The following is a 14,951-nucleotide window of genomic DNA, read 5'->3' as shown; positions in this document are numbered from 1 at the left end:
TAACGGACACGATCCCTCCGCCGATAGGTGTGGGTGGGAGACCACGGATGGTCTCCCGCACAACACCATTCACGGAGGAGAACCCTTATGGGTATGCAGATCAGCACGAACGTGTCGGCACTCAACGCCTACCGCAACCTGTCGAACACGCAGAACGACCTGTCGAAGTCGCTCGAGAAGCTGTCGAGCGGTTTCCGCATCAACCGCGCGGCAGACGACGCTGCCGGCCTCGCGATCTCCGAGGGCCTGCGTTCGCAGGTCAACGGCCTGAACGTCGCGGCCCGCAACGCCCAGGACGGCATCTCGGTCATCCAGACCGCGGAAGGCGCCCTGACCGAGGTCCACTCGATCCTGCAGCGCGTTCGCGACCTGACCGCTCAGGGTGCGAACGACTCGAACAACGCGAAGTCGCGCGACGCGATCCAGAAGGAGATCAACACCCTCGGTGATGAGCTCACCCGGATCGCCGGCAGCACGAACTTCAACGGCATCAAGCTGCTCTCGGGCGGCGACACGCTGACGTTCCAGGTCGGTGCGGGCTCCGTCGCCGCCGAGGACCAGATCTCGGTCGCCCTGACCGACTTCGCCACCCTCGGTGCCGACATCAAGACGCTCGCGGCGACCATGACGGACGCGGCGACGTACGGTACCGCGCTCGCGGGCATCGACACGCAGATCCAGGCGGTCTCGACCGCACGTGCCGGCTACGGTGCGCTGCAGAACCGCTTCGAGTCGACCATCAACAGCCTCAACGTGTCGGCGGAGAACCTCGCCGCTGCCGAGAGCCGCATCCGCGACACCGACATGGCGTCCGAGATGGTCAAGTTCACGTCGAAGAACATCCTGTCCCAGGCAGGTACGGCGATGCTGGCCCAGGCCAACCAGGCCAACCAGGGCGTGCTCCAGCTCCTGCGCTGAACCACGTCATAGGGTCCGGGCGCCCACCGGCGCCCGGACCCTGTCCGCCCCCGACCCGTAAAGGCGATCATGTCCCTCTCGCTCGACGGCCTCGTCTCCGGCCTGAAGACCACCGAGGTCATCAAGGCGCTGATGGATGTCGCGGCCATCCCCCGTTCGCTGCTCAAGGCGAAGATGGATGACAAGAACGGCATCGTCACCCAGCTGCGCACGCTGAACACCGCGGTGCAGAACCTCGCGACGGCGGCGGAGAAGGCCGCGACGCGCGACGGTCTGGCCCGCTTCACCACCACCTCGTCGTCTCCCACCGTCACCGTCGCCACCCGCGAAGGCGCTGCTCCCCTCTCCGCCGACATCGTCGTCGACAAGGTCGCCAAGAACCACACGATCGTCTCCGCGGCCTCGAAGGGCTGGCCGTCCGACCCGCCCGTGATCACCCTCGAGAACGCGAAGGGCGAGCGTCTGCAGGTCACAGCCGACTCCACGTCGATGCAGGACGTCGCACGAGCGGTCAACGAAGCGGGCTTCGGCATCGTCGCCGCGGCCGTCCCCGCCGGGCGCGACGCAGACGGCAACGTGATGCACCGTCTCCAGCTGCGCGCAGCCGATTCCGGAGAAGCCGGGCAGTTCCGCGCATACCGCGGAGACACCGCCGCCGTCGCGGCAGGCACCGCCTCCGACATCTCCACCGAAGCGGGAGCCGCGGTCATCGACGTCGGGGCCGACGCCCAGGTGCGACTGTGGGCCGGTACCAGCGCCGAGCAGGTGCTGACCTCGTCGAGCAACACCTTCACGGACCTGTTCGACGGTGTCGACGTGACCGTCTCGGCCGTCTCCACCGCCCCCGTCACCATCGGCGTCGCGGTCGACACCGCCGCACGCACCAAGGCCTCGGCCGACTTCATCGCCGCGGTCAAAGACATCCTGACCCGCATCGACAACGGCTCGAAGGCGACCGTCGCCGCCAAGCAGGGAGACAAGACCACCCTGGGCGTCTTCACCGGCGACAGCGCGGTCCGAGGTCTCCGCACGGCCCTCGCCGACGCGGTGCAGCACCCGGTGAACGGGGTCTCGCCCTCGTCGATCGGCATCTCGACCGACATGTACGGCGTGCTGAGCTTCGATGAGAAGAAGTTCGCCGAGGCGCTCGCGAAGGACCCGGACGCGGTCGCCGGACTGTTCTCCGACATCGCCTCGCGCGTACAGGAGACCTCGACGGTCTACTCCGACAAGTACGAAGGTCTGCTCACCACGCGCATCACCGGGCAGGAGAGCGAGGTCAAGGGCCTCGGCGAGCAGATGGAGCGCTGGGACGTTCGCCTCGCCCAGCGCAAATCCACCCTCGAGCGCACCTACGCCCGCCTCGAGGTCATGCTGTCGCAGCTGCAGTCGCAGTCCTCGTACCTGACCTCGCAGATCGCCGCCCTTCCGGGCTCGAGCTCGAACTCGGGGAAGTGAGCATGAACGCCGCCCTCCGTGCACAGCAGCGCTACCGCGACGACGCGGTGCTCTCGGCACCGCCCGAGCGCCTCGTGACGATGCTCTACGACCGCCTGCTGCTCGACATCGAGCGGGGAGAGCGGGCTCAACACGCCGAGGACTGGGAGGAGGCGAACGCCCAGCTGCAGCACGCACAGGCGATCGTCTCGGAGCTGTCGTCATCGCTCACCGACGACTGGAACGGCAGCGCCGGCCTGCGCTCGCTGTACGTGTTCCTGTCGCAGACCCTCATCGGCGCCAACATCGGCCGTGACCCCGAGCGCACGCACGCCTGCCACGAGATCATCGCTCCGCTGCGGGATGCCTGGCACGAGGCCGCCCGCACGGTCGCCGAGGCACGGTCATGAACCTCGACGAGTGGACCACGATGCTCGACCGGCTCGAGCAGGACGCCGGACGGGTCCTCGCCGCCGCCCCCGGCACCGCAGCGGACGCCGACCTCGCACCATGGTCCCCGCCGGCCACGCCGCTCCCCGTCGAACTCGCCGATCGCGCCCGGCACGTCGTCGAACTCCAGCGTTCGGCGATGGAGCGCACCCGCGCGGATCTCGAAGGCCTCCGCCAGCACCTCGGCGCCGTGAGCCGCATCCCGAGCACGCGTCGCCCCGAAGAGCCCGCCTACCTCGACGTCGACGGGTGAGACCGCTCCCTAACATCGCGGACGAGCCTGCCGATAGAGCAGGGAGAGCAGGGATGGCTCGCAAGACTCGGCCATGGATCGGCCACACCAGCCACACACGGGGAGCCGGTTCGTGTTCGATTCTGTGACCATCAACGCACTGACGAGTGCGCTCGACGGCCTCGCTCAGCGCCAGCGTGCGATCTCCGACAACATCGCCAACATCAACACCCCGAACTATCACGCCAAGCGCGTGCAGTTCGAAGAGGCGCTCGCCCGCTCGATCGATGCGGGCGACGGACGGGTCGGCGCGACGGTCGGCACCTCGCTCGAGCCGACGCGTCTGAACGGCAACAACGTCAACCTCGACACCGAGACCCTTTCCAGCATCGACACCATGCTGCGCTACCAGTTCGCGACGCAGGCCGTGAACGGCTCGTTCACCTCGATGCGCACGGCGATGAGGACCTCATGACCTTCGACGCGATCGGCATCGCCGGCACCGGCCTGACCGTGCACCGCAAGTGGCTCGACGCCATCAGCGACAACATCGCCAACATCAACACCGCGGCTCCCAGCAACGGTGCGGCGTTCCGAGCGAGGTACATCCTCGCTCAGACGAGCGACCAGTCCCCCGGCGTGTACGTGGCCGGCACCGCGCAGGGCAGCGCGCAGGGACGCCTCGTGCATCAGCCTGACCACCCTCTCGCGGACGCGGACGGCTACGTGCGCTACCCCGACATCGACCTCGGCGACCAGATGAGCCAGCTCATCCTCGCCCAGCGCGGCTACCAGGCCAGCGCGGCCATCGTCGACCGCGCGCGCAACTCCTACGAATCCGCCCTGCAGATCGGACGCAGCTGATGGCCTCACTCCCCGGCATCGAAGCCATCTCCTCCGGGTTCACGCTCGCCCCGCCCACCCCCGCAGCGGCGAAGGCCGCGGACGACACCGCCTTCGCCAACAGCGTGACCGGTGCCATCGACGAGCTGCGATCGCTGCAGTCCGAGTCGGACAAGCTCAAGGTCGCCGCGGTCACGGGCGACCTCGATGACATCCACTCCGCGATGATCGCGTCCTCGCGAGCCTCCGTCACCCTCGAACTGGTCGCCGCCGTGCGCAACAAGGGCGTCGACGCGTTCAACGAGATCATGCGGATGCAAGCCTGATGCCCCAGGCCGTCACCAACGTGTTCCAGCGGATCGGGCGCGTGATCGCGGGCTTCTCGCTCGCGCAGCGCACGATCGCCATCATCGGCGTCGCCGTGCTCGCGCTGGGGATCGTCGCGCTGTCCAGCTGGCTCAGCCGCCCGACCTACACGCCGCTGTTCTCCGGGATGAGCGCCTCGGATGCGAACGCCGTGGTCGAGCAGCTGCGGTCGTCGTCTGTGCCCTACGAACTGGCCGACGGCGGAGCGACCGTGCTGGTTCCCGAGAAGGACGTGTACGACCAGCGGCTCGCCGCCGCCTCGGCAGGGCTTCCCGGCGCCAGCTCCGGCGGATACTCGCTGCTGGACAAGATGGGTGTCACGACGAGCGAGTTCCAGCAGTCGGTGACCTTCAAGCGGGCCATCGAGGGCGAGCTCGCCGCGACGATCTCGTCGATCAAGGGAGTGACCGCCGCATCGGTGCAGCTCGCGATCCCCGAGGAGAGCGTCTTCGTGTCGGAGACCATCGATCCCACCGCGTCCGTGTTCGTGGAGACCTCCGGCAGCGCGACGCTCTCGCCGAAGCAGGTCGAGGCGATCGTGCACCTGACCTCCGCGGCGGTCAGCGGCATGAAGCCCGAGAACGTCGCCGTCGTGGACCAGAGCGGTCAGACCCTCTCGGCCGCGGGCGTCGGGACCAGCGGCGGTATCGATCAGCAGGCCAGCGACTACGAGGCACGGGTGACCGCGAGCGTGCAGCAGATGCTCGACACCGTCGTCGGTCCCGGGAACGCCAAGGTGACCGTCGTCGCCGAGATCGACCACTCCGTCAACGAGCGCGTGGAGGAGACCTATACCCCGGCCGAGGGCGCTCCCCCGCTCACCGAGCAGACCAGGACGGACACGCAGAACGGCTCGAGCTCGAATGCCGGAGTGCTCGGCCCCGACAACATCGCGGTCCCTTCGGCCGACGGCGACGGAACCTCCGAGTCCACCGAGACGTCGAAGACCAACGCGGTCAACAAGAGCACGCAGAGCACCTCCACGCCCGCCGGTTCGCTGCTTCGCCAGTCGGTCTCCGTCGCGGTCGACGCGGGGGCGGGCGGCGATCTGAGCACCGCGCAGCTGAGCGACCTCGTCGAGACAGCGGCCGGGATCGACACCGATCGCGGTGATTCGATCGCCGTCGAGCTCGTGTCGTTCAACCAGACGACCTCCGAAGCGGCACAGGCCGCGCTCCAGGCGGCGAAGGATGCCGAGGGCGCCGAGCGTCAGGCTGGGCTGCTGAACACGATCATCATCGCCGCAGCGATCGCGATCCCCCTGCTCGCCGGTCTCGCCGCCCTCATCATGCGTGCGCGCCGACGCAGCAGCGCCGACACCGAGTTCGACCAGCTCTTCGGCGAGCGCCCGCCCGCACTCACCGCCCTCGACGCCGGCGCCACCGCCGCGATCGACCAGTCGCCGACCACGCCGCTCGCCTTCCTCGAGACGGCGCCCGACCCGGAGCCGGAGCCCGACCCCGAACCCGCGCAGGTGAGCCTCGAGCGCCGACGCGCGGAGATCGACTCCCTCACCCGGCAGGACCCGAAGCGCACGGCAGACCTGCTGCGGACCCTCATCGACGACAGGCAGCAGGTATGACCAGACTGACCGATCGGCAGACGGCGGCGGTCGTGCTGATGAACCTCGACCGCGCACAGGCGATCGAGGTGATGAAGCACCTCTCCGAGGCCGAGGCCGAGGCCGTCGCCGCCGAGATCATCGACCTGCAGAACCTCGACGCGGCGACCACCGCGCAGGCCCTCGGACAGTTCCACCGGATCGCGTCCGGCCACCTGCCCCCTGCTCGTGGGGGCCGCGACATCGCCGCGGGTCTGCTGGAGGCGACGTTCGGCGCCGAGCGCGCGGCCGCCGTACTGGGCAGGGTCGGCTCGTCGTCGATGAACTCCTCCTTCGAGTTCCTCGGGTCTGCGGATCCCGCGCAGCTCGCGACGCTGCTGGACGGCGAGCTCCCGCAGACGGTCGCCCTCGTGCTCGCACACCTGCCGACCGACCGCGCCGCCGCCGTGCTGGCCGCGCTCCCCGATCCCACGCGCACCGATGTCGCCCACGGGATCGCGACGATGGGCACCGCCTCTCAGGAGGCGATCGCGATCGTGGCGGATGCGCTCAAGGCACGCACCGGTACCTTCGCCGCACGCGACACCCCCGAGGTCCTCGGCGGGGTGGAACCTCTCGTGGAGATCATCGCGCGCTCGGGGGCCACGGTCGAGAAGGCCCTGCTGGCGAGCATCGAAGACAGGGACAGCGCCCTCGCGGAAGACATCCGCTCGCGCATGTTCACCTTCGCCGACATCGTCAAGCTCGACGACCGCGACACTCAGCGCGTGCTGCGGGGCATGGACATCCGCTCGCTGGCACTGGCGCTGAAGGGCGCGCACCAGCCGATCGCCGACCTCATCCGTCGCAATGTGTCCGAACGGAACAGGGAGAACCTCGACGAGGAGGCCCGCACGCTCGGCCCCGTCCGTGTGTCGCAGGTCGAAGAGGCCAGGGCCGAGATCGTGCGCACGATCCGCGCGCTCGAAGCGGCCGGTGACATCACGGTGCAGCGCGCCGATGAGGACGAGTATGTCTACTGACGCCTTCTCACCGGTGCTGTTCCCGCGTCTCGACGGACGCGAGAGCGGTGAGGAGCATGCCAGGGCGCGGATGCGCGGATATGCCGATGGGCACGCGGAGGGCTTCCGGGCCGGTCGCGCCGAGGCCGAAGCCGCGCAGCGCGCGGCGGAAGACGCACGGAGCGCGCGCGAGGCGCTCGCTGCCGGGGAGATCGAGAGCGCTGTCACCGCGCTGCAGGCCGCCGCACGCTCGCTGGGCGACCGCGAACGCGAGCTGACCGCTGCCGCGGAGGACCAGGTGCTGCGCTGCGCGATCGAGTTGGCGGAACTGATCATCGTCGGCGAGCTCTCCGACGCCGGCGCCTCCGCGGCCGCCGCCGCCCGGCGCGCGATCGCCGGCGCGGACCCTGCCGAGATCCGCGAGGTGCGACTGCACCCGGACGACCTGCGGACGCTGCGGGGATCGGCAGCGGAACCGGCCGGGATCGCGCTGATCGGCGACGACTCCCTCGACCGAGGCGACGCCGTCGCGAGCCTGGCACACGGACATATCGACGCCCGCGTCGCGAGCGCACTCGCCCGTGCCCGCCGCGCCCTCGCCGAGGCCGGCGCATGAGCGCCTGGGGGGCGGTACGCGAAGCGGTGCGACCCGAGCGCGTCGGAGAGGTCTCCCAGGTGCGAGGCCTGAGCGTGCAGGTGCGCGGCCTCGAGGGCGCGGTCGGCGACGTCGTGACGCTCGACGGCGTCGATGCCGAGGTGGTCGCCATCGGTGAGGGTGGGCTGCGCTGCATGCCGCTCGCCCCGGTGACGGGTCTCACGGTCGGCGCTCCGGTGCGGGCGCGCGGAGGCGCGCTGCGCGTGCCGACGGGTGCCGCTCTGCTCGGACGCGTGCTCGACGGGCTGGGCCGACCGATCGACGGGAAGGGGCCTCTGACCGGTGCCGTCCCGGTGAGCCTCGACCATGCGCCGCCCTCGATCATGGGCCGCGACCGGATCGACTCGCCCCTTCCGCTCGGCGTGCGGACCCTCGACACACTCGTCAGCGTCGGCCGCGGTCAGCGCGTGGGACTGTTCGCCGGCTCCGGAGTGGGAAAGTCGTCCCTGCTGTCGATGATCGCCCGCGGAACCGAAGCCGAGGTCACCGTGATCGCTCTCGTCGGCGAGCGCGGTCGCGAGGTGCGCGAGTTCATCGAAGACGACCTGGGACCCGAAGGACTCGCCCGCTCCGTCGTGGTGGTCTCGACCTCGGACCAGCCGGCCATGGCACGCATCCGTGCGGCATACACCGCCACGCGGATCGCCGAGGCCTTCCGCGACGACGGCGCCCACGCCATCCTCATGATGGACTCGCTCACCCGCGTGGCGATGGCTCAGCGCGAGATCGGCCTCTCCGCCGGAGAACCTCCTGCCACACGCGGCTATCCGCCCTCGACCTTCTCGCTCCTCGCCGGCCTGCTCGAGCGGGCGGGCACCGACACGCGCGGCTCGATCACCGGCATCTACACCGTGCTCGTCGACGGCGACGACCACAACGAGCCGATCGCCGACACGGTCCGATCGATCCTCGACGGTCACGTCGTGCTCGATCGCGCACTCGCGCTGTCGGGCCACCATCCCGCGATCGACGTGCTCGGCTCCGTCTCGCGAGTGGCCGGCAAGGTCACCGCTCCCGAACGCAGGGCGCACGCGGCCGCACTGCGCGCCGTGCTCGCGGCCCGTCGCCGCGCGAACGACCTCATCGACATCGGCGCCTATCAGGCCGGAGCGGATGCCCGCATCGACGCGGCGATCGCCCACGAGAAGGCGATCAGCGCGTTCCTCACCCAGTCGCTCGACGAGACGAGCGAGATCGGTGAGTCGTGGCGCCGTCTGGACGAGCTCGTCGCGGCCTTCGGAGGAGTCTCATGACACGGTCCTTCTCTCTGGCCGGCCTGCTGCGCGTCCGCGAGATCCAGGAGCGCGCAGCCGCCCAGCGGCTCTCCCGCGCGGTGATCGATGCCCAGCACACCGAGGCCCGCGACCGGTCGCTCCGCGCGCATCTGTCCGGCGTCGGGAGCGAGGCCGTCGATGTCCGCTCCCTCGCCGCCCTCGCCGCAGCCCGAGTGGCGGGCCGGACCCTGCTGGCCGACCTCACGACGCTCTCGGAGCTGCAGGAGCAGACGGTCGACGAGGCACGGACGGAGCACGCCGAGGCGCGGAGGGCGATGCGCGGACTCGACCGGCTCGCCCAGGCGCACGCTCTGCAGGTGCGGGCGGCCGAGCTGCACGCCGAGCAGGCGGAGCTCGACGAGATCGGTTCGCGCGGCAGCACGAGCATGGAGGGCCAGGCATGACGTCACTCGGCATCGGGGACCTGCTCGATTCGCGCGTCCAGCGCACAGCAGGTTCCACGTCGCATTCCCGGCAGGTCACGCCCGGGGCCGCCGCATTCGCCGACGTCATCCTGGATGCCGCACGTGGCTCCGCCGAAGACACCGAGGGTCCCTCCGCCAGCTCGCCTACGGACGGTTCTCCGACGGACGCCGCTCCGGCGGATGTCACGACCACGCCGTCCACCCCTTCCTCCCCCATTCCTCCGGCGATTCCCCCCGCACCCGAGCCGAGTCTGCCGACCTCTTCCGAGGGGGAGACCAGAGCCGGCGACATCACGGGCGAACTCCCCCCTGCGGCGGAGAGTGCGGAGTCGGCGGCTGCCACCGCGATCGGTGCAACGGACTCAGGTGCCACCGCCGGTTCGATCGGCTCGCCGACATCCCTTGCCGGGCCTGCCGCATCGGCCGCCGCCGTCGACGCCGCGCACGCTCAGCTCTCGCCCCCCGCAGCTGTGCCCACCCGCGCGGTCGCGACGTCGGCGGCATCCTCTCCCACCGTCCCGGCCACATCCGATGCCGGGGCGGTCACCCCCGCTCCGGAAGCCACCGTGCTCACGCCGACGTCCGCGGTCGGCACCGCCCTCGGCACGGCGGAGCCGACCGGAACCCCCACTCCCTCGACGACCCCGCGTGTCGGCACCGGCAGCAGTTCGACCGTCGCCGCCTCCGGTATCGCGGGAGCCCCGGCCGGCCCCACCCCGACGTCTCGGGTGAAGGCTCCGGAGACGGACGCCGCCCTCCCCGATGTCTCGCCGGACGCCGTCGTGCCCTCTGCCTCCGTGGTCTCGACGTCCGTTCCCACCGCGGTCCCCGCCTCGGGAGCCTCGACCGGCGACGCACCCGTCCCGCCCGCGGCCGTCGGCGGCACGCCTCCGCCCGCCCCCGTGGCCTCTGCGGCGGCTCCAGTGCCCGTCGCCCGGCCCGCGCTCCTCCCCCAGGTCACCGCTCCCGTGCTCGCTCTCGCGCAGGCCCCGGACGGCGACCACAGCCTCACCCTGACGGTGTCGCCCGAGAACCTCGGTCCCGTGACCGTGCGCGCGCACATCTCCGGCGGGGCCATCCACATCGAGCTGCACGCCCCGAACGACCTCGGTCGTGAGGCGCTCCGGGCGATCCTCGTCGACCTGCGTCGTGACCTCGCCGCCGCGGCGCCGCACGCCTCGCTCCTGCTGTCGACCTCGGACGACGGACCCGCATCGTCGAACCCGCAGCACGCCCCTCAGGGCAACGGCACCGGAACCGGCGGTCAGCCGGGAACCGGAAACCCGACCGGTCGAGACACGTATACCGGTCGCACCGCACCCGACGCCGCCGTTCCCCCTGGTCCGACATCGCCCACCGACCCGACATCGCCTGTGCCCCTCGTCTCGCCGCACGGCGGCATCGAAATCTTCGCCTGATCCGAGAGGAACCCATGACCACGGTCGACCCCATCTCCGGCACCATCCCGCCCTCCGGCGTGCAGACGGGCAGCACGACGCCCCCGACCGAGCGCAAGAAGACCCTCGACTCCGAGGTCTTCCTGAAGCTCCTGGTGACGCAGCTGACCAACCAGGACCCCAGCTCACCGATGAACACCAACGAGATGATCTCGCAGACCACTCAGCTGGCCTCGATGGAGCAGCTGACCGCGCTCACGGCGACCACGACCGAGAGCTTCGCGCTGAGCATGCGTCAGACCGCCGCTGCGCTGATCGGCCACGAGGCCCAGTACGTGGATGAGAAGGGCGTGACCCAGAAGGGCATCGTCACCTCGGTCTCCTACGCCGGCGCCGTCCCCCTCGTCACCATCGGAGACGCCTCCATCCCCCTCGATGCCGTCTCCGGTGTCGCCCTCGCTCCCCGCTCGCAGTCCTGACCAGTCCCCTTTCCAGAAAGGCATCACCATGCTCCGCTCTCTGTTCGCCGGAATCTCGGGTCTGCGTTCGCACCAGACCATGCTCGACGTCACCGGCAACAACATCGCCAACGTCAACACGACCGGCTTCAAGGCCTCGGCCGTGCAGTTCCAGGACTCGCTCTCGCAGCTCGTGCGCAACTCGATGATGCCGCAGCAGGCCGTCGGCGGTCAGAACCCCGCCCAGGTCGGTCTCGGCGTGCAGGTCGCCGGCATCAGCACGAACTTCGCCTCCGGGGCCCCGCAGCCCACCGGCGTGCCGACCAACCTCATGATCGCGGGCGACGGTTTCTTCGTCGTGCGCTCGGGCGGCGAGACCCTCTACACCCGCAACGGGGGGTTCTCCTTCGACGCGAGCGGCAAGCTGGTCTCGGCCGACGGCGCTCTCGTGCAGGGCTGGACGGCACAGAACGGAGTCATCGTCCCCGGACAGGGCATCGGCGACATCCGGCTTCCGGTCGGCGCTCTGAGCCCCGCCACAGCGACCACCACGGCCCGCGTCACCGGCAACCTGCCTTCCGGCGCCGCCGTCGGCGAGCAGCTGGTGCGCGACATCAAGACCTACGACGCCGAGGGCACGGCCACCTCGCTCCGCCTCACCTTCACCCGCACCACCACGGGATGGAACGTCACCGAGCCTGGCGGCACGAACACCGCCCTCACGTTCGTCGACGGCAAGCAGGCGGCAGCCTCCTCCATCGTCTCCGGTGGCGTCACGGTCGACCTCTCGGCGGTCACCGGGTTCGCGGATGTCAGCGACGTCGCGATCAAGGAGCAGAACGGCAAGCCGGCCGGCACCCTGAGCTCTTACGCGCTGATGAACGACGGCAGCCTCGTCGGCACGTTCAGCAACGGTGACACCGAGGTGCTCGCCCGCGTCGCGCTGGCGGGCTTCGTCAACCCGGGAGGGCTCGAGAAGGCCGGCTCCTCGCAGTACCGCCCGAGCGGCAACTCCGGCGAGCCGACGCTCGGACAGGCGGGCACCGACGGCCTCGGCGGCATCATCAGCGGCGCGCTCGAGATGTCGAACGTCGACCTGTCGCAGGAATTCACCAACCTGATCGTCGCGCAGCGCGGCTTCCAGGCGAACGCCCGCATCATCACCACCAGCGACGAGGTTCTGCAGGAGCTCACCAACCTCAAGCGCTGAGTCGGCGGAAGCCGGAGGCTCACCCGGTGAGTGGCTGCGAAGATGCCGCCACTCACCGCCGGCTTCACCCGATGCAGGTGAGCGATGCGCGACCGGCCGTGACCCGGCGACGCACTATTGGCTATGCACACGGAAGCCTCCGCGAAAACGCCGCGCACGTCTCGTGTCCTCGACATCCTCACCGTGGTCCTTCTTTCGGTGACGGCGGTGCTCACGGCTTGGTGCGGTTTCGAAGCGTCGAAGTGGGGCGGCGAGATGTCGATCGCGTTCAGTCAGGCATCCAGCGCTCGCATTCAGGCGGCCTCCGCGGAGTCGACTGCCCAGGCCGCGCGTCAATACGATCTGACGCTTTACACCGAATGGGTGTTGGCCGAGGAGAACGGGCAGGACGAACTGGTGCCCTTCATCCAAGAGCGCTTCACCGAGGAGTTCGCTGTCGCGTTCGACGCCTGGACCGCAGAGGGACGCGTGTCACGAGGCCCTCTCGCCATGGATGAGTACGTGCCGCCCGGCACCATGGAGGCCCAGGAACTCGGCGCTCGGGCAGACGCGAAGTTCGACGAAGCCCTCGCCGACAACCAGCGTGGCGACAACTACTCGCTGTTGACGGTGCTCTTCGCGCTCGTCTTGTTCTTCGCCGCGATCTCTCAGCACCAGGCGGCCCCGTGGCGACGCCGGGTGTTCCTCAGCCTGGCCGGCGTCATCGCCATCTGCGGGATCGTCACGTTGCTGACGTTCCCCATCAAGATCTGACCACGGACACGAGCTTCACGCGAAAGTGCTCACGGCGTGACGATGTCGAACGCCGGATCTCCCGCCGTGAGCACGGAGGTGAGAGTGGCGAAAGCTGAGCTGTCCCCGGTCATCTCCACGCCCGGGCTGTCTGTGTCGCCGGCGACGAGAGCGAGCAGGCGCGGCTTCGTCAGCGAGAGCGATGCATGCGCGGTAGAGGCATCCGCCGCCTTCTCGACGTAGACGAGCACCCCGTTTCTGAGCGTGACCCGGAAGTTGCGTTCCTCATCCGTCAGGCTGAAGTCGAGCGCGACATCGAGATCCCAGGCGCGGGGCCCGTCGACCGAGATGGCGACCGAGTCGAACAGTTGCTCCGCGGTGAGTTGCGCCATGATCTCGGGCGCATTCGTGGTGGTCGGCGTCCCGAAGTTGCCCGTGCGCAGCTCGGTCGCGCCCGACATGTAGAAGTTCCGCCACGTGCCGTTCTCCGCCCCATACGCGAGCTGCTCGAGCGTCGCCGCGTAGAGCTCGCGCACGGCGGTGTTCTCCGGCTCGGTGAAGATCGCATGGTCGAGGAGCGTCGCCGCCCACCGGAAGTCGCCGTCTTCGTAGGCGGCCTGTGCGGCGCTGACGATGCGGTCGATGCCGCCGGCGAGTGCGACGTACCGCTCTCCGAGCGCTTTGGGCGGGTGCGGCCAGAGGCGGGCGGGGTTGCCGTCGAACCAGCCCATGTAGCGCTGGTAGATCGCCTTGACGTTATGGCTGACGCTGCCGTAGTAGCCGCGCGCGTGCCAGGAGTTCTCCAGGATCGGGGGCAACTGGATCTCCTCGGCGATCTCGGCCCCGGTCATGCCCTGGTTCGTCATCCGCAGGGTCTGGTCGTGCAGGTAGGAGTAGAGGTCTCGCTGGAGGCCGAGGAACTCGAGGATCTCGGCGTTACCCCAGGTCGGCCAGTGGTGGGATGTGAAGACGACATCGGCCTGGTCGCCGTAGCGCTCGATAGCCTCGGTCAGGTACCGCGACCAGACATGCGGGTCTCGCACGAGAGCACCACGGAGGGTCAGCAGGTTGTGCAGGGTGTGCGTGGCGTTCTCCGCCATGCACAGTGCCCGGTACTTCGGGAAGAGGAAGTGCATCTCCGCCGGCGCCTCGGTGCCCGGTGCCATCTGGAACTCGATGACGAGTCCGTCAACCGTGTGCGACTCTCCGGTCTGGGCGACTTCGATGGTCGGCGGGATGATGCCGGCGTGACCTGTGGACGTCGTCATGCCGAGCCCCGCCCCGAGCGCGCCCTTCGCGCTGCGCTCGAGCGCCGCGCCGTACATGTACCCGGCGCGGCGGCCCATCGCCGTGCCCGCGTAGACGTTCTCCGCCACCGCTTCAGCGACGGTGCCTTCCGGGGCGATGATCTGCACCCGGCCCGACTCGACGTCATCCTTGGACACGATGCCGAAGATGCCACCGAAGTGGTCGATGTGGCTGTGCGTGAAGATGACGGCGACTACCGGACGCTCGCCGCGATGCTGCCGGTACAGTCCGAGGGCGGCTTCTGCTGTCTCCTTCGAGATGAGCGGATCGATCACGATGACGCCGTTGTCGGATTCGATGAAACTCACGTTCGACAGGTCGAACCCGCGCACTTGGTAGACCCCCTCGACCACTTCGAACAGGCCGTGCTTGGCGACGAGGGTCGATTGACGCCACAGGCTCGGGTTGACGGTGTCGGGAGCGTCACCGGTGATGAAGTCGTAGCTGTCGGCGTCCCAGACGACGTTGCCGTCCTCGTCGTGCACGACCGCGGGACTGAGCGTTCCGAGGAACCCACGGCCAGCGGCTTCGAAGTCCCGCGCATCGCTGAACGGCAGGGCCGTCTTCAGTGCCTCCTGCTGCCGCTTGATCGCCGTCGTCGCTTCGTTGTGCACCATCGTCGCCTCCTGAGGTCGCGTCCGCGTCACCGCGGCAAGTCATGAGAGTCAGCCTCATGCGTGCGCG

17 protein-coding genes are annotated in these 14,951 nt (G+C 69.5%); 16 read left to right on the top strand and 1 reads right to left on the bottom strand.

Annotated features, from left to right (window positions below; all coding sequences use genetic code 11):
* Positions 1-87: 87 nt before the first annotated feature.
* The 16 genes from ACFVWL_RS12075 to ACFVWL_RS12000 all read left to right on the top strand — a co-directional run bounded on the left by ACFVWL_RS12075 (position 88) and on the right by ACFVWL_RS12000 (position 12,980).
* Positions 88-918 (top strand): flagellin, encoded by an 831-nt coding sequence (locus ACFVWL_RS12075; protein WP_021198928.1) that lies wholly within the window; start codon positions 88-90, stop codon positions 916-918.
* A 69-nt stretch (positions 919-987) separates the two neighbouring features.
* Positions 988-2,376 carry a flagellar filament capping protein FliD gene (fliD, locus tag ACFVWL_RS12070; RefSeq protein ID WP_387182829.1) on the top strand — a complete coding sequence of 463 codons (1,389 nt, stop codon included), beginning with the start codon at positions 988-990 and terminating at the stop codon, positions 2,374-2,376.
* Between the two features lie 2 nt (positions 2,377-2,378).
* Positions 2,379-2,765 carry a flagellar export chaperone FliS gene (gene fliS / locus ACFVWL_RS12065; RefSeq protein ID WP_387182826.1) on the top strand — a complete coding sequence of 129 codons (387 nt, stop codon included), beginning with the start codon at positions 2,379-2,381 and terminating at the stop codon, positions 2,763-2,765.
* Entirely contained in the window at positions 2,762-3,058 is a 297-nt protein-coding gene (locus ACFVWL_RS12060) for a hypothetical protein (RefSeq protein ID WP_387182823.1), read from the top strand. The genes fliS and ACFVWL_RS12060 overlap by 4 nt, the downstream gene beginning before the upstream one ends.
* A gap of 112 nt (positions 3,059-3,170) precedes the next feature.
* Entirely contained in the window at positions 3,171-3,512 is a 342-nt protein-coding gene (locus ACFVWL_RS12055; protein WP_021198932.1) for a flagellar basal body protein, read from the top strand.
* Positions 3,509-3,901 carry a flagellar basal body rod protein FlgC gene (locus tag ACFVWL_RS12050; RefSeq protein ID WP_021198933.1) on the top strand — a complete coding sequence of 131 codons (393 nt, stop codon included), beginning with the start codon at positions 3,509-3,511 and terminating at the stop codon, positions 3,899-3,901. The genes ACFVWL_RS12055 and ACFVWL_RS12050 overlap by 4 nt, the downstream gene beginning before the upstream one ends.
* Positions 3,901-4,206, top strand: coding sequence for a flagellar hook-basal body complex protein FliE (gene fliE / locus ACFVWL_RS12045; RefSeq protein WP_387182820.1), 306 nt, complete (start codon positions 3,901-3,903; stop codon positions 4,204-4,206). Before ACFVWL_RS12050 ends, fliE begins: the two co-directional genes overlap by 1 nt.
* Positions 4,206-5,828, top strand: a complete 1,623-nt coding sequence (gene fliF / locus ACFVWL_RS12040) for a flagellar basal-body MS-ring/collar protein FliF (RefSeq protein ID WP_387182818.1) — start codon at positions 4,206-4,208, stop codon at positions 5,826-5,828. The genes fliE and fliF overlap by 1 nt, the downstream gene beginning before the upstream one ends.
* Positions 5,825-6,829: a flagellar motor switch protein FliG gene (gene fliG, locus ACFVWL_RS12035; protein WP_387182815.1), complete on the top strand. Its 1,005-nt coding sequence runs from the start codon at positions 5,825-5,827 to the stop codon at positions 6,827-6,829. Before fliF ends, fliG begins: the two co-directional genes overlap by 4 nt.
* Entirely contained in the window at positions 6,819-7,424 is a 606-nt protein-coding gene (locus tag ACFVWL_RS12030; RefSeq protein WP_387182812.1) for a FliH/SctL family protein, read from the top strand. Before fliG ends, ACFVWL_RS12030 begins: the two co-directional genes overlap by 11 nt.
* A complete protein-coding gene (locus ACFVWL_RS12025; RefSeq protein ID WP_387182809.1) occupies positions 7,421-8,716 on the top strand; it encodes a FliI/YscN family ATPase in 1,296 nt (431 codons plus the stop codon). Before ACFVWL_RS12030 ends, ACFVWL_RS12025 begins: the two co-directional genes overlap by 4 nt.
* A complete protein-coding gene (locus ACFVWL_RS12020; protein ID WP_387182806.1) occupies positions 8,713-9,141 on the top strand; it encodes a hypothetical protein in 429 nt (142 codons plus the stop codon). Before ACFVWL_RS12025 ends, ACFVWL_RS12020 begins: the two co-directional genes overlap by 4 nt.
* Positions 9,138-10,580 carry a flagellar hook-length control protein FliK gene (locus tag ACFVWL_RS12015; RefSeq protein WP_387182803.1) on the top strand — a complete coding sequence of 481 codons (1,443 nt, stop codon included), beginning with the start codon at positions 9,138-9,140 and terminating at the stop codon, positions 10,578-10,580. Before ACFVWL_RS12020 ends, ACFVWL_RS12015 begins: the two co-directional genes overlap by 4 nt.
* Positions 10,581-10,594: 14 nt before the next feature.
* Positions 10,595-11,038 carry a flagellar hook assembly protein FlgD gene (locus tag ACFVWL_RS12010; protein ID WP_387182800.1) on the top strand — a complete coding sequence of 148 codons (444 nt, stop codon included), beginning with the start codon at positions 10,595-10,597 and terminating at the stop codon, positions 11,036-11,038.
* Between the two features lie 28 nt (positions 11,039-11,066).
* On the top strand, positions 11,067-12,227 hold the full coding sequence (locus ACFVWL_RS12005; RefSeq protein WP_387182798.1) for a flagellar hook protein FlgE: 1,161 nt from the start codon (positions 11,067-11,069) through the stop codon (positions 12,225-12,227).
* Positions 12,228-12,350: 123 nt separating this feature from the next.
* Positions 12,351-12,980 (top strand): hypothetical protein, encoded by a 630-nt coding sequence (locus tag ACFVWL_RS12000; protein ID WP_387182795.1) that lies wholly within the window; start codon positions 12,351-12,353, stop codon positions 12,978-12,980.
* A gap of 29 nt (positions 12,981-13,009) precedes the next feature.
* Here the strand turns inward: ACFVWL_RS12000 and ACFVWL_RS11995 are convergent, their stop codons facing one another.
* Positions 13,010-14,884 carry an alkyl/aryl-sulfatase gene (locus ACFVWL_RS11995; RefSeq protein WP_387182793.1) on the bottom strand — a complete coding sequence of 625 codons (1,875 nt, stop codon included), beginning with the start codon at positions 14,882-14,884 and terminating at the stop codon, positions 13,010-13,012.
* Positions 14,885-14,951 lie beyond the last annotated feature (67 nt).

Source organism: Microbacterium sp. NPDC058269, from assembly GCF_042881445.1.
Classification (GTDB): Bacteria; Actinomycetota; Actinomycetes; order Actinomycetales; family Microbacteriaceae; genus Microbacterium.
This window is presented reverse-complemented; position numbering and strand designations above follow the sequence as displayed.

What these genes read in the sequence shown, in the direction of transcription:
- ACFVWL_RS12075 (WP_021198928.1), top strand. Translation starts at nt 88, where the DNA reads ATGGGTATGCAGATCAGCACGAACGTGTCGGCACTCAACGCCTACCGC.
- fliD (WP_387182829.1), top strand. Translation starts at nt 988, where the DNA reads ATGTCCCTCTCGCTCGACGGCCTCGTCTCCGGCCTGAAGACCACCGAG.
- fliS (WP_387182826.1), top strand. Translation starts at nt 2,379, where the DNA reads ATGAACGCCGCCCTCCGTGCACAGCAGCGCTACCGCGACGACGCGGTG.
- ACFVWL_RS12060 (WP_387182823.1), top strand. Translation starts at nt 2,762, where the DNA reads ATGAACCTCGACGAGTGGACCACGATGCTCGACCGGCTCGAGCAGGAC.
- ACFVWL_RS12050 (WP_021198933.1), top strand. Translation starts at nt 3,509, where the DNA reads ATGACCTTCGACGCGATCGGCATCGCCGGCACCGGCCTGACCGTGCAC.
- fliE (WP_387182820.1), top strand. Translation starts at nt 3,901, where the DNA reads ATGGCCTCACTCCCCGGCATCGAAGCCATCTCCTCCGGGTTCACGCTC.
- fliF (WP_387182818.1), top strand. Translation starts at nt 4,206, where the DNA reads ATGCCCCAGGCCGTCACCAACGTGTTCCAGCGGATCGGGCGCGTGATC.
- fliG (WP_387182815.1), top strand. Translation starts at nt 5,825, where the DNA reads ATGACCAGACTGACCGATCGGCAGACGGCGGCGGTCGTGCTGATGAAC.
- ACFVWL_RS12030 (WP_387182812.1), top strand. Translation starts at nt 6,819, where the DNA reads ATGTCTACTGACGCCTTCTCACCGGTGCTGTTCCCGCGTCTCGACGGA.
- ACFVWL_RS12025 (WP_387182809.1), top strand. Translation starts at nt 7,421, where the DNA reads ATGAGCGCCTGGGGGGCGGTACGCGAAGCGGTGCGACCCGAGCGCGTC.
- ACFVWL_RS12020 (WP_387182806.1), top strand. Translation starts at nt 8,713, where the DNA reads ATGACACGGTCCTTCTCTCTGGCCGGCCTGCTGCGCGTCCGCGAGATC.
- ACFVWL_RS12015 (WP_387182803.1), top strand. Translation starts at nt 9,138, where the DNA reads ATGACGTCACTCGGCATCGGGGACCTGCTCGATTCGCGCGTCCAGCGC.
- ACFVWL_RS12010 (WP_387182800.1), top strand. Translation starts at nt 10,595, where the DNA reads ATGACCACGGTCGACCCCATCTCCGGCACCATCCCGCCCTCCGGCGTG.
- ACFVWL_RS12005 (WP_387182798.1), top strand. Translation starts at nt 11,067, where the DNA reads ATGCTCCGCTCTCTGTTCGCCGGAATCTCGGGTCTGCGTTCGCACCAG.
- ACFVWL_RS12000 (WP_387182795.1), top strand. Translation starts at nt 12,351, where the DNA reads ATGCACACGGAAGCCTCCGCGAAAACGCCGCGCACGTCTCGTGTCCTC.
- ACFVWL_RS11995 (WP_387182793.1), bottom strand. Translation starts at nt 14,884, where the DNA reads ATGGTGCACAACGAAGCGACGACGGCGATCAAGCGGCAGCAGGAGGCA.